Origin of the sequence: Mesorhizobium sp. YIM 152430 (assembly GCF_029210365.1) — a bacterium.
GTDB lineage: Bacteria > Pseudomonadota > Alphaproteobacteria > Rhizobiales > Rhizobiaceae > Aliihoeflea.
The window spans coordinates 106,835-127,982 of record NZ_JARGES010000046.1; the positions used below are offsets into that span (position 1 = coordinate 106,835).

Annotated in this window: 23 protein-coding genes; 20 read left to right on the forward strand and 3 right to left on the reverse strand. The window is 64.8% G+C overall.

The annotated features are described in order from the left end of the window. Positions 1-75: 75 nt before the first annotated feature. From PZ895_RS15650 to PZ895_RS15660, 3 genes are all read left to right on the forward strand, one after another. Complete coding sequence (locus PZ895_RS15650) at positions 76-1,026, forward strand: DnaJ C-terminal domain-containing protein (protein ID WP_275840079.1); 951 nt, start codon at positions 76-78, stop codon at positions 1,024-1,026. 90 nt (positions 1,027-1,116) lie between these two features. Further along, the gene (fabI, locus tag PZ895_RS15655) at positions 1,117-1,929 is read left to right on the forward strand and encodes an enoyl-ACP reductase FabI (RefSeq protein ID WP_275839929.1); all 813 of its coding nucleotides are present in this window, start codon (positions 1,117-1,119) and stop codon (positions 1,927-1,929) included. A gap of 68 nt (positions 1,930-1,997) precedes the next feature. Next, positions 1,998-2,585, forward strand: a complete 588-nt coding sequence (locus PZ895_RS15660) for a histidine phosphatase family protein (protein ID WP_275839930.1) — start codon at positions 1,998-2,000, stop codon at positions 2,583-2,585. Here the strand turns inward: PZ895_RS15660 and PZ895_RS15665 are convergent, their stop codons facing one another. Next, on the reverse strand, positions 2,586-2,834 hold the full coding sequence (locus PZ895_RS15665) for a DUF1344 domain-containing protein (RefSeq protein ID WP_275839931.1): 249 nt from the start codon (positions 2,832-2,834) through the stop codon (positions 2,586-2,588). A gap of 144 nt (positions 2,835-2,978) precedes the next feature. Here PZ895_RS15665 and aroC point away from each other — a divergent pair, with 144 nt between their 5' ends. From aroC to PZ895_RS15720, 11 genes are all read left to right on the forward strand, one after another. Beyond that, positions 2,979-4,070 carry a chorismate synthase gene (aroC, locus tag PZ895_RS15670; protein ID WP_275839932.1) on the forward strand — a complete coding sequence of 364 codons (1,092 nt, stop codon included), beginning with the start codon at positions 2,979-2,981 and terminating at the stop codon, positions 4,068-4,070. 18 nt (positions 4,071-4,088) lie between these two features. After that, positions 4,089-5,189, forward strand: coding sequence for a 3,4-dihydroxy-2-butanone-4-phosphate synthase (ribB, locus tag PZ895_RS15675; RefSeq protein WP_275839933.1), 1,101 nt, complete (start codon positions 4,089-4,091; stop codon positions 5,187-5,189). Between the two features lie 74 nt (positions 5,190-5,263). Beyond that, entirely contained in the window at positions 5,264-6,190 is a 927-nt protein-coding gene (locus tag PZ895_RS15680; RefSeq protein ID WP_275839934.1) for a histone deacetylase family protein, read from the forward strand. A 2-nt stretch (positions 6,191-6,192) separates the two neighbouring features. Then, on the forward strand, positions 6,193-6,450 hold the full coding sequence (locus PZ895_RS15685) for an exodeoxyribonuclease VII small subunit (protein ID WP_024589059.1): 258 nt from the start codon (positions 6,193-6,195) through the stop codon (positions 6,448-6,450). Positions 6,451-6,452: 2 nt separating this feature from the next. Next, the gene (locus PZ895_RS15690) at positions 6,453-7,394 is read left to right on the forward strand and encodes a DUF429 domain-containing protein (protein WP_275839935.1); all 942 of its coding nucleotides are present in this window, start codon (positions 6,453-6,455) and stop codon (positions 7,392-7,394) included. Further along, positions 7,391-8,311 (forward strand): pirin family protein, encoded by a 921-nt coding sequence (locus tag PZ895_RS15695; RefSeq protein WP_275839936.1) that lies wholly within the window; start codon positions 7,391-7,393, stop codon positions 8,309-8,311. The genes PZ895_RS15690 and PZ895_RS15695 overlap by 4 nt, the downstream gene beginning before the upstream one ends. Positions 8,312-8,372: 61 nt before the next feature. Continuing rightward, positions 8,373-10,295, forward strand: coding sequence for a 1-deoxy-D-xylulose-5-phosphate synthase (gene dxs / locus PZ895_RS15700; RefSeq protein WP_275839937.1), 1,923 nt, complete (start codon positions 8,373-8,375; stop codon positions 10,293-10,295). After that, complete coding sequence (locus PZ895_RS15705; protein ID WP_275839938.1) at positions 10,292-11,041, forward strand: TlyA family RNA methyltransferase; 750 nt, start codon at positions 10,292-10,294, stop codon at positions 11,039-11,041. The genes dxs and PZ895_RS15705 overlap by 4 nt, the downstream gene beginning before the upstream one ends. After that, a complete protein-coding gene (locus tag PZ895_RS15710) occupies positions 11,038-12,282 on the forward strand; it encodes a class I SAM-dependent RNA methyltransferase (protein ID WP_275839939.1) in 1,245 nt (414 codons plus the stop codon). Before PZ895_RS15705 ends, PZ895_RS15710 begins: the two co-directional genes overlap by 4 nt. Before the next feature lie 124 nt (positions 12,283-12,406). Further along, entirely contained in the window at positions 12,407-12,778 is a 372-nt protein-coding gene (locus tag PZ895_RS15715; protein ID WP_275839940.1) for an antitoxin Xre/MbcA/ParS toxin-binding domain-containing protein, read from the forward strand. Then, positions 12,771-13,280, forward strand: a complete 510-nt coding sequence (locus PZ895_RS15720; RefSeq protein ID WP_275839941.1) for an RES domain-containing protein — start codon at positions 12,771-12,773, stop codon at positions 13,278-13,280. The genes PZ895_RS15715 and PZ895_RS15720 overlap by 8 nt, the downstream gene beginning before the upstream one ends. Before the next feature lies 1 nt (position 13,281). Here PZ895_RS15720 and tldD read toward each other — a convergent pair whose 3' ends face one another. Continuing rightward, positions 13,282-14,697 (reverse strand): metalloprotease TldD, encoded by a 1,416-nt coding sequence (gene tldD, locus PZ895_RS15725; protein WP_275839942.1) that lies wholly within the window; start codon positions 14,695-14,697, stop codon positions 13,282-13,284. Between the two features lie 159 nt (positions 14,698-14,856). Further along, positions 14,857-15,378, reverse strand: coding sequence for an invasion associated locus B family protein (locus tag PZ895_RS15730; protein WP_275839943.1), 522 nt, complete (start codon positions 15,376-15,378; stop codon positions 14,857-14,859). A 318-nt stretch (positions 15,379-15,696) separates the two neighbouring features. On the opposite strand from PZ895_RS15730, the gene coxB reads away from it, so the two are divergent. From coxB to PZ895_RS15760, 6 genes are all read left to right on the forward strand, one after another. After that, the gene (coxB, locus tag PZ895_RS15735) at positions 15,697-16,575 is read left to right on the forward strand and encodes a cytochrome c oxidase subunit II (RefSeq protein ID WP_275839944.1); all 879 of its coding nucleotides are present in this window, start codon (positions 15,697-15,699) and stop codon (positions 16,573-16,575) included. Between the two features lie 92 nt (positions 16,576-16,667). Next, on the forward strand, positions 16,668-18,317 hold the full coding sequence (ctaD, locus tag PZ895_RS15740; RefSeq protein ID WP_275839945.1) for a cytochrome c oxidase subunit I: 1,650 nt from the start codon (positions 16,668-16,670) through the stop codon (positions 18,315-18,317). Positions 18,318-18,394: 77 nt separating this feature from the next. Further along, positions 18,395-19,333 (forward strand): heme o synthase, encoded by a 939-nt coding sequence (locus PZ895_RS15745; RefSeq protein ID WP_275839946.1) that lies wholly within the window; start codon positions 18,395-18,397, stop codon positions 19,331-19,333. A 2-nt stretch (positions 19,334-19,335) separates the two neighbouring features. Next, positions 19,336-19,494, forward strand: a complete 159-nt coding sequence (locus PZ895_RS15750; RefSeq protein WP_275839947.1) for a hypothetical protein — start codon at positions 19,336-19,338, stop codon at positions 19,492-19,494. 9 nt (positions 19,495-19,503) lie between these two features. Further along, positions 19,504-20,130: a cytochrome c oxidase assembly protein gene (locus PZ895_RS15755; protein WP_275839948.1), complete on the forward strand. Its 627-nt coding sequence runs from the start codon at positions 19,504-19,506 to the stop codon at positions 20,128-20,130. A gap of 1 nt (position 20,131) precedes the next feature. Beyond that, positions 20,132-21,010 carry a cytochrome c oxidase subunit 3 gene (locus PZ895_RS15760; RefSeq protein WP_275839949.1) on the forward strand — a complete coding sequence of 293 codons (879 nt, stop codon included), beginning with the start codon at positions 20,132-20,134 and terminating at the stop codon, positions 21,008-21,010. Positions 21,011-21,148 lie beyond the last annotated feature (138 nt).

A 21,148-nucleotide genomic window follows, 5' to 3' on the forward strand; every position in this document is an offset into this window, starting at 1 on the left:
GGAATTCCTGTCCGGCCATGCGCATATTGTGCCTGAATCATCCATCAATTCAGGCAAATGGCTGGGCAAGCAAAGATGCGCGATCCCTATCAGGTTCTGGGCGTTGCCAAGAACGCCTCGGCCAAGGACATCAAGGCGGCTTACCGGAAGCTGGCGAAGACATACCATCCGGACCAGAACGCCAACGATCCGAAGGCGCAGGAGCGTTTCGCCGAGGCGAGCCAGGCTTACGAGATCGTCGGCGATGACGAGAAGCGCGGCCAGTTCGACCGTGGCGAAATCGACGCGGCCGGCAAGCCGCGCTTCACCGGTTTCGAGGGCGCGGCCGGCGGCAGTGATCCGTTCGGCGGCTTCCGGCGGGCCGCTGGCGGCCCCGGCGGGGCGCGCTACGAGTTCCGCTCGTCGGGAGGACGCGATCCGTTCGGCGATGCCGGCGACGACATCTTCTCCCACATCTTCGGCCAGGCGTTCCGGCAAGGGGGCGCGCAGGCCGGACCGCAGCCGGGCGCCGGACCGCGCCGCCAGCCGCGCGGCAGCGATCTTCAGGTCGTTCTCGACGTGTCGATCGAGGAGGCCGCGACGGCGGCCAAGGTCACTGCCGCCTTCCCCGACGGGCGCAAGATCGCGGTCAAGCTGCCGGCTTTTCTGGAGGACGGGCAGACGATCCGCCTGAAAGGGCAGGGCGAACAGCTCGGCATCGGTGAACCGGGCGACGCGCTTGTCAAGATCCGCTTCAAGCCGCATCCGCTCTATCGCATCGAGGGCCGGGACCTCCATGTCGACCTGCCCGTTCCGCTGGAAGACGCGGTGCTGGGCGCCAGGCTGCCGGTGGAAACGCCGACCGGGCGGCTCGCGGTCGCGATTCCCGCCTGGTCGAGTTCGGACAAGCGCCTGCGCCTCAAGGGCAAGGGCCTGCCGACGAAGCATGGCGGCCATGGCGATCTCTACGTTCATGTCTCCGTCATGCTGCCGGCCGACCGTGACGACGACCTCGAAGCCCTGATGCGCGCGCGCCGCGCTTCGTGATCGCCGGCGCCGTCCAGCGGTCTCGCGGCTTGATGCCGCACACCCTCTATGCGATAGGCTCGGGCAAAGTGATTGCGCCGAGGGAATGACATGGCAGGTGGGAATGGATTGATGGCCGGCAAGCGCGGCCTCATCATGGGCGTGGCGAACAATCGCTCGATCGCCTGGGGCATCGCGAAGGCCTGCGCAGAGCAGGGCGCCGAACTCGCCTTCACCTGGCAGGGCGACGCCTTGAAGAAGCGCGTCGAGCCGCTCGCCGCCGAACTCGGCGCGCATCTGGCCGGCCATTGCGACGTCTCCGACATGGCGACGATCGACGCCGTCTTCGCCGACCTCGAAGCCAAATGGGGCAAGCTCGATTTCGTCGTCCACGCCATCGGCTTTTCCGACAAGGACGAGCTCGTCGGCCGCTATGTCGACACCACCCACGGCAATTTCGTGAAGACGATGGACATCTCGGTCTACTCCCTCACCGCCGTCGCCCAGCGCGCCGAAAAGCTGATGGCCGAGGGCGGCTCGCTCCTGACCATGACCTATTACGGCGCCGAGAAGGTGATGCCGAACTACAACGTCATGGGCGTCGCCAAGGCCGCGCTGGAAGCGAGCGTGCAGTATCTGGCGGTCGATCTCGGCCCGAAGAACATCCGCGTCAACGCGATCTCGGCCGGTCCGATCAAGACGCTGGCTGCCTCCGGCATCGGCGATTTCCGCTACATCCTGAAATGGAACGAGTACAACGCTCCGCTGCGCCGCACCGTGACCATCGAGGAAGTCGGCCAGACCGGCGTCTACCTCCTTTCCGACATGTCGAAGGGCATGACCGGCGAGGTGCTGCACGTCGATTCTGGCTATCACGTCGTCGGCATGAAGGCGGTGGACGCGCCCGACATCTCGACGGTCTGACTGCCTCTCACCAACAAATGACCGCCTGCAACTTGCGGCCCGGCGACGGGGCGCGCTAATCCAAACGCATGGCAACGCTCATTTACTTCATCCGGCACGGCCAGACCGACTGGAACGCCACCATGCGCCTGCAAGGGCAGGCCGACACGGACCTGAACGATCTCGGCCGCGCGCAGGCCGACCGCAATGGCGAGCGGCTGGCCGAACTACAGCCCGACATCGCCTCGTTCCGCTTCGTCGCCAGCCCGCTGAAACGGACCCGCGAGACGATGGAGCGCGTGCGCGCCGGGGCCGGCCTGCCGCGCCGCGGCTACCTGACCGATCCGCGCCTGATCGAGGTTCATTTCGGCGACTGGCAGGGCAAGACCCTCGAAGAGGTCGAGGCGGGCAGGCCGGGCGCGACGGCCGAGCGCGAGGCCGACAAATGGCATTTCGTGCCGCCGGGCGTCGCGGCCGAAAGCTACGACCGGCTGATGTCCCGCTTCCGGCCCTTTTTCGAGGAAATCGCGCCCCCGACCGTCTGCGTCACCCATGGCGGCATCATCCGTGCCGTCTTCCGCATCGCCGGCGGCATGGGCGCAACGGAAGCCGCGGCGCTCGTCATCCCGCAGGATCGCATCCTGCGGTGGGACGGGGAGGGGCTTGAGTGGCTCTAGCTAATTCCCCACATCCATATCCGTGATCTGCTTCTCTCCCTCGATTTCCTCATAGGCGAGCAGCACGTCCATGCCTTCCGAAATCGCCTCGATGTCGAACTCGCCGGGCAGCTTGTAGACGTTTCCGTTTTCGAGCGTGATCGTCATCGCCTCGCGGTCGATGGCGGTGATCGGACCTTCGTCATTGGCGGCGAGGGCTGCCGAGGCGAAGAGCGCGGCGGCGGCGGTGAGAAGGGCGATCTTGCGCATCAGATGAAATCCTCCGGATTCTCGTTTGAGGCTGTTTGAAACGAAACAATGTGTCAAAACTCCGCGCGGTTTGACCCCCCGCGAAAACGCCAATAGAAGCGGTGGCGAAACGGCCCTCGACGGGCCGGCGGGGCAGGGACCAGCATGTCGCACAACACGTTCGGGCATCTCTTTCGCGTGACGACCTGGGGCGAAAGCCACGGGCCGGCGCTCGGCTGCGTGGTCGACGGCTGTCCGCCCGGAATCAGGTTCCAGCTTTCCGACATCCAGGCCGATCTCGACCGCCGCCGCCCCGGCAAGTCGCGCTTCGTCACCCAGCGCCAGGAGCCCGACCAGGTGAAGATCCTGTCCGGCGTGCTGGAAGATGGCGACGAACTCGTCACCACCGGCACGCCCGTCTCGATGCTGATCGAGAATGTCGACCAGCGCTCCAAGGATTACGGCGAGATCGCCCGGCAGTATCGCCCCGGCCATGCCGACTACACCTATGACGTCAAATACGGCCTGCGCGACTATCGCGGCGGCGGGCGCTCGTCGGCCCGCGAGACGGCGGCCCGCGTCGCCGCGGGCGCGCTCGCGCGAAAGGTGGTGCCCGGCATGGTCGTGCGCGGCGCGCTCGTCTCGATGGGCGTCAAGGACATCGACCGCGCCAACTGGGATTGGGATTTCGTTCAGTCGGCCAACAACCCGTTCTTCACGCCCGACCCGAAATCCGTGCCCGTCTTCGAGGAGTATCTCGACGGCATCCGCAAGTCCGGCTCCTCCGTCGGCGCCATCGTCGAGATCGTCGCCGATAATGTTCCCGCCGGCCTCGGCGCGCCGATCTACGCCAAGCTCGACCAGGAGATCGCGTCGGGCCTGATGTCGATCAACGCCGTCAAGGGCGTCGAGATCGGCAACGGTTTCGACGCCGCCCGCATCACCGGCGAGGAGAATGCCGACGAGATGCGCATGGGCAATGACGGCCCGCGCTTTTTGTCCAACAAGGCCGGCGGCATCCTCGGCGGCATCTCTACCGGCCAGCCGGTCGTCGCCCGCTTCGCCGTCAAGCCGACCTCGTCGATCCTCAACACGCGCCAGTCGATCGATGTCGACGGCCAGGAAGTCGACATCCGCACCAAGGGCCGCCACGACCCCTGCGTCGGCATCCGCGCCGTCCCGATCGGCGAGGCGATGGTCGCCTGCGCGATCGCGGATCATTATTTGAGACATCGCGGCCAGACGGGCCGCATCTAGTCAGGGTTCATCCAGTCCATGCCTTACGACCAGCAAAAGACCGTCGAAGCCATCCGCGCCTTCGAGCGTGGCGAGATCGTCGTCGTCATGGACGATGACGGCCGCGAGAACGAGGGCGATCTGATCGTCGCCGCCGTTCATTGCACGCCCGAGAAAATGGCCTTCATCGTGCGCCACACCTCGGGCATCGTCTGCACGCCGATGACGCGCGAGGACGCCAAGCGGCTGAATTTGAACCCGATGGTCGCCGACAATGACGCACCGCACTCGACGGCCTTCACGGTGTCTGTCGATTTCAAGCACGGCACGACCACCGGCATCTCGGCCGAGGACCGCACGCTGACGGCGCGCAATCTCGCCAACGGCAATGTCGGCGCGGCCGATTTCGTCCGTCCCGGCCACATCTTCCCGCTCGTCGCCCGCGAGGGCGGGGTGCTCATGCGCTCCGGCCACACCGAGGCCGCCGTCGATCTTTGCAAGCTCGCCGGCCTCCCCCCGGTCGGCGTCATCTGCGAACTCGTCAATGACGACGGCACGGTGATGCGCGGCCCGCAGGTCCAGGGCTTCGCCCGCCAGCATGGGCTGAAGGAAGTCTCCGTCGCAGACCTGATCGCCTATCGCCAGCGCCAGGAAACGCTGATCGAGCGCATCTCCGATTTCGAGATCGAGACGCCCGGCGGCAAGGCGCGCGCGCTGACCTACCGCCTGCCATGGGACACGATGCACCACCTCGCCATCGTCTTCGGCGACATTCGCGACGGCCGCGACGTGCCGGTCCGGCTCCACACCGAGGACGTCGTCGCCGACGTGTTCGGCACGGGGTCCGAATTGAAGGACATGCTCGCCAAATTCGGCAGCGAGCGCGGCGTGCTGGTCTATCTGCGCGAAGGCTCGGTCGGCGTGGCGCACAATGCGCGCAACCGGCCGATGGGCGAGCGCGAGGCGCATGAGGAGGCAATGGTGCGCGAGGACGAATGGCGCGAGATCGGCCTCGGCGCTCAAATCCTGCGCGATCTCGGCATCTCGTCGATCCGCCTTCTGGCCTCGCGCCCGCGTCACTATATCGGCCTCGAGGGCTTCGGCATCGAAATCGCGTCGACCGAGATCATCCAGAGCTGATCGCTGTTGATCGCTGGCAGGAAGTGAAATCGGGGCGTGGCCACGCGCCCTGATCGGCCCTATATCATGCGCCCATGGTCACACGTCTCTACACGCACCCGATCTATCTCGAACATCTGATGCCCGCCGGCCACCCCGAGCGGCCGGACCGCCTGCGCGCGCTGGAACGCGCGCTGGAGGCCGAGGCGTTCGAGCGGCTCGACCGGCATCTGTCGCCGATGGGCGACATCGAAACCGTGCTCTACGCCCACCCGCAAAGCCATGTCGACAAGCTGCGCGCGCTGATCCCGGCAGAAGGTTTGGCAAGCATCGACGGCGACACCACGGTCAGCCCGAAGAGCCTCGACGCGGCGCTCACCGCCGTCGGCGCCGCCAATGCGGCTGTTGACGATGTCTTCGCCGGCCGCGCCGACAATGTCTTCGTGGCCTCCCGCCCGCCCGGCCACCACGCCGAGAAGGCGACGGCGATGGGGTTCTGCCTCTTCAACCACGCCGCCATCGCCGCCCGCCACGCCCAGAAGGCGCACGGCGCCGAGCGCGTCGCGATCGTCGATTGGGACGTCCATCACGGCAACGGCACGCAGGACATCTTCTACGACGACCCGTCCGTGCTCTACTGCTCCACGCACCAGATGCCGCTCTATCCGGGCACCGGCGCGAAATCCGAGACCGGCGCCGGCAACATCGTCAACGCGCCGCTCGATCCGGGCACCGGCAGCGAAACCTTCCGCGAGGCGTTCAACGGCCGCGTCCTTCCCGCGCTCGACGAGTTCCGCCCCGACCTCATCATCATCTCCGCCGGCTTCGACGCGCACCACCGCGACCCGCTCGCCGAGATCAACCTGACCGAAGACGATTTCGACTGGGCGACGGGCGAACTGATGGAGCGCGCGACGCGCCATTCGAACAACCGCCTCGTCTCGCTGCTCGAAGGCGGCTACGATTTGCAGGGCCTGGCCTTCTCGGCCGCCGTCCACATCGCCCGCCTGATGAAGGGATGACCATGACCGACCAGACCACCCCGAATGCCGACATCAAGGCGATGAGCTTCGAACAGGCGCTGGAAGCGCTGGAGCGCATCGTCGACGACCTCGAGCGCGGCGACGTCCCCCTCGACCAGTCGATCCGCATCTACGAGCGCGGCGAAGCCTTGAAGGCGCATTGCGACCAGCTTCTGAAGGCGGCCGAAGACAAGGTGGAGAAGATCCGTCTGTCGCGGGATGGCAAGCCGATGGGCACGGAGCCGCTCGACGGGGACTGAACATGATCAAAACATCAATTCCCATACCATTACCTGAAGTTGGGTCGGTCGGAGGGATTGATGTCGGATGGTCGGAGAAGCGAGCGTCAAGCGCTGTCGCTCGCATAAGCTGGAATGCAACGTCGATCGACGTAAATGTAAAGCGGTTTCGCGCAATCGAATCTGAGCGCTCAGCTACAATCTTGGAAGTACTCTCCGGCGGCGCACTTTGCGTCGCAATCGACGGACCGCTTCTTACTGGCTTTGCGGATGGCTCAACCTACCGATTTGCAGAGCGAGTGCTGACTTTAGGGTTTCAGCCATACATCGGTAAGCCCGGTCAAACGAGCTCATACAATGGGCGACTGCTAAATTGGCACGCCACGCGTTGCGCGATGCTCCTCGCGAATGCTCGCTTGGTCGAACGTGCCGAGCACGAAGAGAAAATTCATTCACTCGCTATCGTCGAAGCGTTTCCAACGTCATTTCTTGGCGTGCTTTTACGAGACCCAAATGGGCTCAAAAATAAACGTAAAGCATCGTCCGATATTTTTTACGGGGTGCTTGCAGAGACTGGTACTTTGGAGGAATTGGTTTGTTCACTTCTTCCAGCGCGACAGCTAAAATTCTCATTCGATGAATTTCGAAATCACGACGATCGGGCCGCGATCGTCTGCGCCATCACTGCTCTTTGCGTTGCGGCTGGCGAGTACACAGCCGTCGGTGACGATGATGGATGGATTATCCTGCCGCCCTTCAGATGCATTCAGCCGTGGGCACATGAACGGTTCAAGCAGAATGCAGGCAGACTTAAAGCAGAGGGCATCGTTCCAAAGTCCAGTGCTATAAAGCTTGGTCTGCTTGCGGGAATGTATAATAAGCTATCACTTGAAGAATTCAATGCATTGGACGACGAAATAACCGAACATTTCCTGAATGGTAGCATCTTCCCGGAGGTCACATGAGCTTCTTCCCTGGAACCGATCCCGCTGCCGGCGATGCCTTCGCCTGCGATGCCATCGAGACCCTGATCATCCCGCGCGCCCATGACATTGGCGGCCTCGAAGTGCGCCGCGCATTGCCGTCCGCACGCCGCCGTCTCGTCGGGCCGTTCATCTTTTTCGACCGCATGGGGCCGGCGATCCTGCGCGCGGGGCAGGCGCTCGACGTGCGCCCGCACCCGCATATAGGGCTGTCGACCGTCACCTATCTCTTCGATGGCAAGATCCGGCACCGCGATTCGCTCGGCACCGAAATGGTAATCGAACCGGGCGATGTGAACCTGATGACGGCCGGTCGCGGCATCGTTCATTCTGAGCGCTCGCCCGAGGAATTGCGAGGTGGTCCGTTGTCGATTTCCGGCCTCCAGACATGGCTGGCTCTGCCGGAAGACAAGGAGGAGATCGCGCCGCTGTTCGAGAATACCGGCCGCGCCGAACTTCCCGAGATCGACGGCGAGGAGGCGACCGGCCGTGTCGTCATCGGCTCGTTTTCCGGCCTCAGGGCGTCGGTCCGCACCGCGTCCGACACGCTCTATGTGGACATCACGTTGAAGCCCGGCGGGCGCATTCCCATCCCCGCCGAAACCGAGGAGCGCGCGATTTATCTGTTGGAAGGCGAGGTTGAGATTGCGGGCGACCGCTTCGCCAACAACCAGCTTCTCGTTTTCCGGGAGGGCGACCAGATCGTCGTGTCGTCAGAACGCGGAGCGCATTTGATGCTGTTCGGCGGTGCCTCGCTCGGCTCGCAGCGCTATATCTGGTGGAACTTCGTCTCGTCGTCGAAAGAACGCATCGAACAGGCGAAGGAGGAATGGCGCACCGGCCGGTTCGACATCGTGCCGGGCGACGCCGAGGAGCGCATTCCGCTTCCCGAGGGCTGAGCGTCGCATTTACTTTCGCAACCCGAGCCACTATCTCCCCGTTAACGCGCGACGAGAGATCATGGCACCTGTGAAATCACCCCCCGAGACGCCGCTTCTGGACCAGGTCAAGGTTCCGGCGGACCTTCGCCGCCTGAAGGAAGGCGACCTGCCGCAACTGGCGGACGAATTGCGTCACGAACTGATCGACGCCGTCTCGCAGACAGGCGGGCATCTGGGCGCGGGGCTGGGTGTCGTCGAACTGACGGTCGCGTTGCATTACGTCTTCGACACGCCCGCCGACCGCATCATCTGGGACGTCGGCCATCAGGCTTATCCGCACAAGATCCTGACCGGCCGGCGCGACCGCATTCGCACCCTGCGCCAGGAAAACGGCCTGTCCGGTTTCACCAAGCGCTCCGAAAGCGAATACGACCCGTTCGGCGCGGCGCATTCCTCGACCTCGATTTCGGCCGGGCTCGGCATGGCCGTGGCGCGCGACCTGTCGGGCGCGAAGAACAACGTCATCGCCGTCATCGGCGACGGCGCGATGTCGGCCGGCATGGCCTATGAGGCGATGAACAATGCCGGCGCGCTCGACGCGCGGCTGATCGTCATCCTCAACGACAACGACATGTCGATCGCCCCGCCCTCCGGCGCGATGAGCCACTATCTGGCGCGCCTCGCCTCCGGTTCGACCTATGCCGGCATCCGCGATTTCGGCAAGAAGCTGACCTCCTATCTCGGCAAGCGCGCCGACAAGGCGATCACCCGCGCGGTCGAGCACGCGCGTGGCTACGTCACCGGCGGAACGCTTTTCGAGGAACTCGGATTCTTCCATATCGGCCCGATCGACGGCCACAATCTGGAACATCTCGTCCCGGTCCTGAAGAATGTCCGCGACAATGGCGACGGGCCGATCCTGATCCACGTCGTGACCAAGAAGGGTAAAGGCTACGCGCACGCCGAGGAAGCCGCCGACAAATATCACGGCGTCTCCAGGTTCGACGTCATTTCCGGCGCGCAGGCCAAGGCCCCCGCCAACGCGCCGGCCTATACCAGGGTCTTCGCCGATGCGCTGATCCAGGAAGCGCGCGAGGACGAGAAGATCGTCGCGGTGACGGCTGCCATGCCGTCCGGCACCGGCCTCGACCATTTCGGCAAGGAATTTCCCGGCCGCACCTTCGATGTGGGCATCGCCGAGCAGCACGGCGTCACCTTCGCCGCCGGTCTTGCGACCGAAGGCTACAAGCCCTTCGCCACCATCTATTCGACCTTCCTCCAGCGCGCCTACGATCAGGTCGTCCACGACGTCGCGATCCAGCATCTGCCGGTGCGCTTTCCCATCGATCGGGCGGGTTATGTCGGCGCGGACGGCGCCACCCATTGCGGCGCGTTCGACGTCACCTATCTCGCCTCGCTCCCCGGTTTCGTCGTCATGGCCGCCGCCGACGAGGCGGAACTGAAACACATGGTGCGCACCGCCGCCGCCTATGATGACGGGCCGATCTCCTTTCGCTATCCGCGCGGCAACGGCGTCGGCGTCGAAATGCCCGCGCGGGGCGAAATTCTGGAGATCGGCAAAGGCCGCATCGTCAAGCAAGGCACCAAGGTCGCGCTTCTGTCCTTCGGCACGCGCCTGGCCGACTGCCTGCTCGCGGCCGAGGAACTCGACGCGGCAGGTCTTTCCACCACCGTCGCCGATGCCCGCTTCGCCAAGCCGCTTGACGAGGACCTCGTCCGCCGCCTCGCGCGCGAGCACGAGGTACTGGTCACCGTCGAGGAAGGCGCGATCGGCGGCTTTGCCAGCCACGTCCTCCATTTCCTCGCCCATGAGGGTCTGCTCGAAACCGGCATCAAGGTGCGCCCGCTGGTCCTGCCTGATGCATTCACGGACCATGCGAAGCCGGAAAAGATGTATGCCGATGCGGGTCTCGATTCCGCCGGCATCGTCCGCACCGTCTTTGCCGCTCTGGGCCGCGACCGCGCAGCCGCCACCGCGTGAACGCGGAAAGGACGCGACTGGACGAATTGCTCGTCGCGCGCGGGCATTTCGCATCGCGCTCGCGGGCGCGCGACGCGATCCTGCGCGGCACGGTCTGCGTTGCCGGCGCGGTGGTGACCAAACCCGGCCTCGGCGTTTCCTCGGATGCCGAAATCACCGTCGACGACCCGGCGCAGGACTATGTTTCCCGCGCGGCGCTGAAGCTCGTCCACGCGCTCGATGCGTTCGGCATCGATCCCGACGGCACGACAGCGCTCGACATCGGCGCCTCGACCGGCGGCTTCACGCAGGTTTTGCTCGACCGCGGCGCGGCGCATGTCTTCGCCATCGATGTCGGCCATGACCAGCTCGACGCGGCGCTCGCCGGCGACCCGCGCGTCACCTCCATCGAGCGCCTCAACGCCCGCGATCTTGCCGCCGAGCACCTGAACGGCATCGCACCCGATTTCCTCGTCTCCGACGTCTCCTTCATCTCGCTGAAGCTAGCCCTGCCGCCCGCACTCGCCCTTGCGGCGCCTGGCGCGCGCGGCGTCTTCCTGGTCAAGCCGCAATTCGAGGCGGGCCGCGATGCGATCCGCAAGGGCGGTCTCCTGCGCGATCCGGCCCAGGCTGAAATCGTCGCCGAAGACCTTCGGAACTGGCTCGACGCCATGCCCGGCTGGCGCGTGACCGGGCTCGTCCCGTCACCCATAGAGGGCGGCGACGGCAACCGCGAATTCCTTTTGGCCGGAGTGAAGGACCGATGAGCACCGCGCTCACCATCGACCATCTGGGTTCGCAAGGCGATGGGGTTGCGCTCTCCGGCAATAGCCAGATTTTCGTGCCCTTCACGCTGCCCGGCGAGCGCGTGACGGCGGCGGTCGGCAAGAACCGCGCCGACCTTCTCGCCGTGCTCGACCCGGCGCCCGAACGCGTCGTGCCCGCCTGCCGCCATTTCGGCACCTGCGGCGGCTGCGCGCTGCAACACATGGCCGACCCTGCCTATCGCGCATGGAAGCGCGACAAGGTCGTCGCCGCATTGAAGGGCAGGGGCATCGATGCGCCCGTCGGCGATATCGTCGTCTGTCCGCTGCATTCGCGCCGTCGCGTCGTCTTCGCCGTCCGCCGCACCGAGCGCGCGATGCTGCTCGGTTACAACCAGGCGCTCTCGCATCAGATCGTCGACATCGAGGAATGCCCGATCTCGGCTCCTGCCATCGTTGCCGCACGCGACAAGCTGCGCGACCTCGCCCGCATTCTCGCCAATACCGGCGACGCCTTCCGCATGGCCGTCACCGCGACCGAAACCGGCCTCGACATCGAATTGCGCGACGCCGGCAAGCTGACCGACGCCGCCCGCCACGCTGCCTCCCGCCTCGCCATTGGCGCCGGCTTCGCGCGCGTCAGCGTCGACGGCGAAATCGTCATCGAGCCGAAAAAGCCGGTGCTGATGGCCGGCGACGTCGCGGTCAATCCGCCGCCCGGCGCCTTCGCCCAGGCCGTCGCTCATGCCGAGGGCGCGATGGCGACGCTCGTCATCGAGCATTTGCGCCGGGCGAAGAACGTTGCGGACCTGTTCTGCGGTTGGGGCACCTTCGCGCTCAGGCTCGCGAAACGCTCACAGGTCCACGCCGTCGAAGCGGACGCCCCGGCGCTTGCCGCCCTCGACCGCGCCTTCCGCTTCGCCGATGGCCTGAAGACCGTCACTACGGAAAAGCGCGATCTTTTCCGCCGCCCGCTGACCTTCAAGGAGATCGACGCCCGCTTCGACGGCCTCGTCTTCGACCCGCCCCGCGCCGGCGCTGAAGATCAGGCCAGACAGATCGCGCGCTCGAGCGTGCCATATGTCGCCGCCGTCTCCTGCAACCCCGTCACACTCGCCCGCGACCTCGAAATCCTGATCTCCGGCGGCTACGCGCTGAAATCCGTGACGCCCGTCGACCAGTTCCTCTGGTCGCCGCATGTCGAAGCCGTGGCACTTTTGGAGAAGCCGAAGAAGCGGCGGTGAAAAATTCGCCGGTTCTTCCTCGCCGCTCGTCGGTCGGAATGGCGTCCTTACCAGTGATCTTGAATTGCGCATGAATTGAGCGTAAATCTGGCATTGACTTGATAATAGAAGCGCACGAAAGGGCATGATCATGGCAACGCTCGATGCATTCGCGTCCCACTATGGCGATGGCGCGACGCCGTTCCTGTCGCCGCGCCGCGTGGCCGAACGGCTCGGTGTCACGATGAGCGAACTGGCCGGCCTCGTCGGCCTTGCCCGCAACACGCTGGCCTCGGTCAAGGGCGGGCGCAAGGTCGATGCGGCGCTGAGCCCGCTCGTGCGCATTCTTGCCATGGCCGCCGAAATGACTGGCAGCGACGCCCGTGCCGCCATCTGGTTCAAGCACCAGCCCATCCCTGGCTGGGCCGGCAAGACGGCCTACGATCTGGTCGGCGAAGGCAAGGGCGACAAGGTTCTCACCTATCTCGAATCGGTGCGCGCCGGAATCTATGCCTGACGAGGCGCCGGTTGCGCTCTGGCGCGCCTTCGTGCCGCGCTGGTCCTTCGCGCCTTTGTCGGGCGAGGGGGCGGCACGGTTCGGAGGTCGCTGGAACCCGGTCGGCGCGCCGACCATCTATGCCGCGCGCGAGCTATCGACGGCCTGGGCGGAATACAATCAGGGCTTTGTCCAGCACCCGGCCCTGATCGTCCGGCTCGAACTGTCGGGCGCGACGCTCGCGGACCTGACCGATCACCATGTGCTCGCCGAAAACGGCACCGACGCGACGATCCATGATTGCGAATGGCGGCAGATCATGGATGTGGACGGTGAGCCGCCAACCTACGCCCTGCGCAAACGCCTTCTCGACCAAGGCATCGACGGGGTCGTCTATCCGTCCTTCATGTCGAAGGGAGGAACCTGCGTGGCGCTCTGGAGGTGGAACGGCCCGAAAGGGCCGCGGCTGGAGATCATCGATCCGGAGGGCCGGCTGCCGAAATCGCAGGCGTCCTGGATCTGACCTAAGCCCGCGTTCCGCCCACCGTCATCCGGTCCATCCGAAGATGCGGCTGGCCCACGCCTACCGGGACGCCCTGTCCGGCCTTGCCGCACATGCCGATGCCGGTGTCGAGCTTCATGTCGTTGCCGATCATCGAGACGCGGTGCATGGCGTCCGGCCCGTTGCCGATCAGCATCGCGCCCTTGATCGGCCGGGTCACCTTGCCGTTTTCGATCCGGTAGGATTCGGTACAGCCGAAGACGAACTTTCCCGACGTGATGTCCACCTGCCCGCCGCCGAAGGAGACGGCGTAGATGCCGTCCTTCACAGATGCGATGATCTCCTCCGGCGTATGGTCGCCGCCGGTCATGTAGGTGTTGGTCATGCGCGGCATCGGCTGGTGCGCGAAGCTCTCGCGGCGTCCGTTGCCGGTCGGCGTCATGCCCATCAGCCGCGCGTTCTGGCGATCCTGCATGTAGCCGACGAGCTTGCCGTCCTCGATCAGCACGGTGCGGTTGGTCGCCGTGCCCTCATCGTCGATCGTCAGCGAGCCGCGTCGCTCCGAGATCGTGCCGTCATCGACCACGGTCACACCCTTGGCTGCGACTTGGCTGCCCATCAGCCCGGAAAAGGCGGAGGTCTTCTTGCGGTTGAAGTCGCCTTCGAGCCCGTGCCCCACCGCCTCGTGCAGCATCACGCCGGGCCAGCCGTTTGCAAGCACGATGTCGAACGTGCCGGCGGGCGCGTCCTCCGCCTCGAGATTCACCAGCGCCTGCCGCAGTGCCTCGCCGGCCGCGAACTGCCAGCTTTCCTCGGCGAGGAATTCGCCGAAGCCCTTGCGCCCGCCCGCGCCGTAGGAGCCGGTCTCCTGCCGGTCGCCGTCGCCGACGACGACCGCCACGTTGAAGCGCACGAGGGGGCGCACGTCGGTCGCGATCCGCCCGTCCGCGCGCACGATCTCGACATGCTGCCACGAGGCGGCGAGCGAGGCCGTCACCTGCCGCACGCGTGGGTCCCGGCCGCGCAGCCATGCGTCGATCTCCTGCAACAGCTTGGCTTTCGCCTCGAAGCCCGGCTCGGCGATCGGGTTGGCGTCGCCGTAAAGTTTCCGGTTGGTGCCCTGCGGCGCGGCAGCGAGCGTTCCCGAATGCCCGGCCTTCACGGCCCCAACCGCGTCGGCCGCGCGCAGCAGCGCGGTCTGAGACAATTCGTTGGCGTGGGCATAGCCGACCGCCTCGCCGGCGACGGCGCGCAGCCCGAAGCCCTTGTCGGTGTTGAAGCTCGCCGTCTTCAGGCGGCCATTGTCGAACACCAGCGCCTCGCCCTCGCGATATTCCAGGAAGAGTTCGCCATCGTCCGATCCGCCAACCGTATCGGAGACGATCCGGCGCACGGCCTCTTCGGAAATGTCGAACTGTTCGATCAGGCGCTGGGTCAATTTGTTCTCCGTCGGGCAGGGATACCCGCCCTATATAGAGACGCCGATCCGGTTTCGCGACCTTGCTTCTGCCATGACGCGACGTCGCAAATTCGTGCTGAGGTGTGCCGAAAATGGTGGCTCCCGGGAGGCGCCATTTGCAGGCCACTCCAGTGCGAATTAGGGAAGCGCGTCGAAGCCTTCGCCGAAGCCGTCCAGTTCCACCGGGATGCCGATGCCTTCCTCCGGCGTCTGGAAGACGATGAAGGTCGCCGCCTCGCCATTGCGCAACGTCGTCTTGAGAGGTTCTTCCAGAATCACCTCGGCATAGCAGCCGTCCTGGAAGCAGCGCACGAAATAGGCGCGGCCGATGTCCTCGCCGTCGACATTGAGGCCGAGCCCGTTGGGCAGGAGCACGCCGAGCGGCGCCAGCACGCGCAGGATCTCCGCCTGGTTGTCCGCCGTCTTCAGCACCACGACGGAAAGCCCGACCTCCGGCCGGTCCTCCGCGACGACGTTCTGGATCAGCGCGCATTGCTCGGAGGTCGAGCCGGCGGGCGTGTCGCAGATCAGCGACCAGGCGCCATGGGTCGAGCGCACCGCACCTTGCGGTGCCTGCTGCGCCAGTGCGCTGCCGGAAATCAGGGCGGCGCCGAGCGTGAGCGTGGCGAGGGCCGGGCGGAGGCTTTGGAAGAACGTCATCTTGATCCTGCGAATCGCGGATGGAGGTGGAGACAAGGTGTATCGCAAGACGCGCATTGTCTTCCACACCTTGTTTGCCGGGGCCGGGTGATGGCGCTTCCGGCGCGGTCGACGCAGGGTTTTCCACAAATCGAGCGAATTGAGGGCGCTTTGGCGCGAACGGTCCCCGCGCGCGCAAAAATGCCGCACACCTCCTTTGATGGCTTTCTTGCGGTCGAACCCGGAGTATGATTTGAACGCGCGAAGAAAGCCATGCAATCCGCGTGGCGGCTGCCGCATTGGCGCTGCGCGACGGACGATCCGGGAGACGAGAGGGTGATGAAGAAGTTCCTTTTGGGCCTCAGCGCAGCAGTGGCGGTCCTGAGCGCGTCGGCCGCGGTGGCCGGACAGCCGGTCGACTGGCAGCTCGGTTTCCAGCAGGCCGCGACGCCGATCATGGAGCAGATCCGCTGGTTCGAGCAGTACACGCTCTGGTTCATCGTGCCGATCACGCTGTTCGTGTCGGCGCTCCTCGCCTGGGTCATCGTCAAGTACCGCGCCAGCGTCAATCCGGTGCCCTCGCGCACCAGCCACAACACGCTGATCGAGGTTGTCTGGACCGTCGCTCCGGTCGTGATCCTGCTGTTTCTTGCCGTGCCGTCCTTCCAGCTTCTGACGGCGCAGTACGACCCGGACGAAGATCCGACGATGACGGTCAAGGCGACCGGATTCCAGTGGTACTGGGAATATGAGTACCAGGCCGACACGGAGGATGAGCAGACGGTCTCCTTCTCCTCGATCATGTTGCAGGAGGGCGATCGCGCCGCCGAAGGCAAGGAGGATATGGCCCTTTATCCGCGCCTTCTCGCCGTCGACAACGAGGTCGTGGTGCCGGTCGATACGACCGTGCGCCTGCTCGTCACCGCCGCCGACGTGCTGCACGCATTCGCCATGCCCGCTTTCGGCGTCAAGGTGGACGCCGTGCCGGGCCGCATCAACGAAACGTGGTTCCGCGCCACGCGCGAGGGCCTCTTCTACGGCCAGTGTTCGGAATTGTGCGGCAAGGATCACGCCTTCATGCCGATCGGAATCCGCGTCGTGAGCCAGGAGCTTTTCGACGAATGGCGCGTCGCCGCCGCCGAAAATCTCGGCGATGCGAACCGCGCGCTCATCGCCGCGATCGAAGGCACCCAGGACGTAGCTGACGCCGGCAACTGAGCCGACACATTACTGATTGAGCATCGGAATCCACCGAAGATCGGATTCCACCTTTCGGTCCGATGCTATCGAACAAGGAACGGAGCGGGAAAATGGCAGGCGCTGCTGCTCACGAAGACCACGAACACAAGCCCTATGGCTGGACGCGCTGGGTCTATTCGACGAACCACAAGGACATCGGCACCCTCTATCTGATCTTCGCGATCTTTGCGGGCGTCGTCGGCGGCTTCATGTCGGTCATGATGCGCTGGGAACTCCAGGAGCCGGGCATCCAGATCTTCCACGGCCTGGCCTCGATGGTCTACGGCATCCCCGAGGATGCCGCGCTCGACGCCGGCAAGCACATGTACAACGTGTTCACGACCGGCCACGGCCTGATCATGATCTTCTTCATGGTCATGCCGGCGCTGATCGGCGGCTTCGCCAACTGGATGATCCCGATCATGATCGGCGCGCCGGACATGGCCTTCCCGCGCCTGAACAACATCTCGTTCTGGCTGCTTCCGCCCGCCTTCCTGCTGCTGATGATCTCGATGTTCGTTCCCGGCGCTGCCGGGGGCTATGGCGTCGGCACCGGCTGGACGATGTATCCGCCACTGTCGACCATGGGCTCGCCCGGACCGGCGATGGATCTGGCGATCCTGTCGCTGCACATTGCGGGCGCGTCCTCGATCCTCGGCGCGATCAACTTCATCACCACCATCTTCAACATGCGCGCTCCGGGCATGACGCTGCACAAGATGCCGCTTTTCGCCTGGTCGGTGCTGATCACGGCGTTCCTGCTGCTTCTGTCGCTTCCGGTCCTGGCCGGCGGCATCACCATGCTCCTGACGGACCGCAATTTCGGCACGGCCTTCTTCGCGCCCGAAGGCGGCGGCGACCCGATCCTCTACCAGCACCTGTTCTGGTTCTTCGGTCACCCGGAAGTCTACATCCTGATCCTGCCGGGCTTCGGCATCGTCAGCCACATCATCGCGACCTTCTCGCGCAAGCCCGTCTTCGGCTATCTCGGCATGGCCTATGCCATGGTCGCGATCGGCGCGGTCGGCTTCGTGGTGTGGGCGCACCACATGTACACGACGGGCCTGTCGCTCAACACGCAGCGCTATTTCGTCTTCGCGACGATGGTCATCGCAGTGCCGACCGGCATCAAGATCTTCTCCTGGATCGCGACCATGTGGGGCGGGTCGATCTCGCTGCGCACGCCGATGCTGTGGGCGATCGCCTTCATCTTCCTGTTCACCGTCGGCGGCGTGACGGGCGTCCAACTCGCCAATGCCGGTCTCGACCGCGCCTATCACGACACCTATTACGTGGTGGCCCACTTCCACTACGTCCTGTCGATGGGCGCCGTGTTCGCGATCTTCGCGGCCTGGTACTATTGGTTCCCGAAGATGACCGGCTACATGTACAATTCGTTCATCGCCCGGCTCCACTTCTGGATCACCTTCGTCGGCGTGAACCTGATCTTCTTCCCGCAGCACTTCCTGGGTCTGGCCGGTATGCCGCGCCGCTATATCGACTATCCGGATGCCTATGCGGGCTGGAACCTGGTTTCCTCCTACGGCTCCTATCTGTCGGCGATCGGCGTGCTGGTCTTCCTCTACGGCGTCTTCGAGGCGTTCTCGAAGAGGCGCGAGGCCGGCGCCAATCCGTGGGGCGAGGGCGCAACGACGCTCGAATGGCAGTTGTCCTCGCCGCCGCCCTTCCACCAGTGGGAGCAGCTTCCCAAGGTCAAGTGACCTCGGATTGCGGCACCGAACAACGAAACCGCCGGCCATCCGGCGGTTTCTCCCGATAAGAGAGTGACGAGCAGCAAATGGCCCTGGTCGAAAAGCACAGCCTGACGGACGCGCCGGAGTTCCGCGTGTCCGAAGCCATGCCCGGCGACTTCCTGGCGCTGTTGAAGCCGCGCGTCATGTCACTGGTCGTCTTCACCGCCTTCGTAGGTCTGGCGACGGCGCCGGGCGCGATCGATCCGGTCATCGCGCTGATCGCGATCCTCGCCATCGCCGTCGGCGCGGGTGCCTCGGGCGCCTTGAACATGTGGTACGACGCCGACATCGACGCCGTCATGTCGCGCACCGCAAAGCGCCCGATTCCCGCGGGCAGGGTCACGCCGGATCAGGCGCTGGCATTCGGCATCGTCCTGTCCGTGCTCGCGGTCATGACGCTCGGCCTGCTGGTCGATCCGCTCGCCGGCGCTCTGCTCGCCTTCACCATCTTCTTCTACGCCGTCGTCTATACGATGTGGCTGAAGCGCTCGACGCCGCAGAACATCGTCATCGGCGGCGCGGCGGGCGCCTTTCCCCCGATGATCGGCTGGGCCGCCGTCACCGGTTCGGTGTCGCTCGAAAGCCTCGTCCTCTTCCTCATCATCTTCCTGTGGACGCCGCCGCATTTCTGGGCGCTGGCGCTATTCAAGTCGCAGGATTACGCCAGCGTCGGCATTCCGATGATGCCGAACGTCGCCGGCGAGGCGTCGACCAAGCGCCAGATCTTCGGCTATTCGCTCCTCGTCGCCGCCATCGTCGTCGCGCCCTGGCTGATCGGCATGACGTCGGCGGTCTATGGCGTCGTCGCCATCGCGCTTGGCGCGGCCTTCATCTGGTATGCGTGGAAAGTGCTGCGGATGCCCGAAGCCGACCGGTCGATGGGTCCGGCGAAGGCCCTCTTCGCCTATTCGCTCGTCTATCTCTTCGCGATCTTTGCGGTCCTTCTGGGCGACGTCGCCGTCGGCCGCTTGATGGGGCTTTGACCATGAAGCCGATCGAGACCGTCGAACTGACGGAAGCGCAGAAGAAGGCCCGCAAGCGCCGCAATTTGGCGATCGCGCTGGCGCTGGTCGCCATGGTCGTGATCTTCTATGTGGCGACCCTGACCAAGCTCGGCCCGGAAATTCTCGTGCGGCCGATGTAGGAGCAGACGATGGCTGGGAACTACACGCTCGACAAGGACAAGCAGAAGCGCAACCGCACCGTCGCGATCGCCTGCACCGTGTTCTTTTCCTCGATGATCGGCGTCGCCTATGCGGCCGTGCCGCTTTACGAGCTCTTCTGCCAGATCACCGGCTATGGCGGCACGACGCAGCGCGCCGAACAATATTCGCAGACCATTCTCGACCAGGATATCAACGTCCGCTTCGATGCCAACGTCTCGGGAGGACTTGCCTGGCGCTTCGAGCCGGTCCAGCGCTCGACGACGCTCAAGATCGGCGAGACGACGCAGGTCGCCTATCGGGCGACGAACGTGTCGAACCGCCCCGCCACGGGCCGCGCGAGTTTCAACGTCTCGCCGCATATGGCCGGCGCCTATTTCATGAAGGTGGAATGCTTCTGTTTCACCGATACCGAATTGCAACCCGGCGAATCCATGGATATGCCGGTTGTCTTCTATGTCGACCCTGAGATCGTGAACGTTCCCGAACTCAAGGACGTCAGGACGATTACGCTGTCCTACACCTTCTTCGCCGTTGCCGAGGCTCCCTCGGTCGCCGCGAAGTCGGATGAGGGGGACAACACCAACGCAGCGGCCGATTCCGAATTCGGGGGTTGAAATGGCAGACGCACACGCAAAGAATCACGACTACCACATCATCGACCCGAGCCCCTGGCCGTTCATCGCCTCTGTCGGCGCCTTCATCATGATGCTCGGCGGCGTCGGCTACATGCAGTATCTGAACGGCAGCCAGTTCCGCCTTCTCGGCATCAATCTGGCGGGTCCCTGGCTGTTCTATATCGGTCTGGCGATCATCCTCTACGTCATGTATGCGTGGTGGTCGGATACGATCAGGGAAGGCCGCGAAGGCCATCATACGCGCGTCGTGTCGCTGCATCTGCGCTACGGCATGATCATGTTCATCGCCTCCGAGGTGATGTTCTTCGTCGCCTGGTTCTGGGCCTTCTTCGACGCCAGCCTCTTTTACGACGAGGCCGCCCAGGTCGCGCGTACCGAATATACGGGTGGCCAGTGGCCGCCGGCCGGCATCGAGGTTCTCGACCCTTTCCACCTGCCGCTCTACAACACGATCATCCTGCTCCTGTCGGGCACCACGGTCACCTGGGCGCACCACGCGCTCCTGCATGACGATCGCAAGGGGCTGATCTGGGGACTGGCACTCACGGTCGCGCTCGGCGTTCTGTTCTCCTGTGTCCAGGCTTACGAATACATGGTCGCGCCGTTCGACTTCGCCGGTTCGATCTACGGCGCCACGTTCTTCATGGCGACCGGCTTCCACGGCTTCCACGTCCTGATCGGGACGATCTTCCTGCTGGTCTGCCTTATCCGCGCGATGAATGACGGCTTCACCAAGGAAAAGCATTTCGGCTTCGAGGCGGCTGCCTGGTACTGGCACTTCGTCGACGTGGTCTGGCTGTTCCTCTTCGTCTCGATCTACGTATGGGCCTCCATCGGCGCTCCGATCGCCGCGCACTGATCGCGGTCCGCCTCGAGATGTGAAACCGGCCGCGCGCAAGCGCGGCCGGTTTGCTTTTGGGGTGGGATCTGCACTGCCTGCGCGTAGTAGCCTCGGTCTATCCATCGCCCGACCTGCGTCGCCATGGCGTTGGCATCT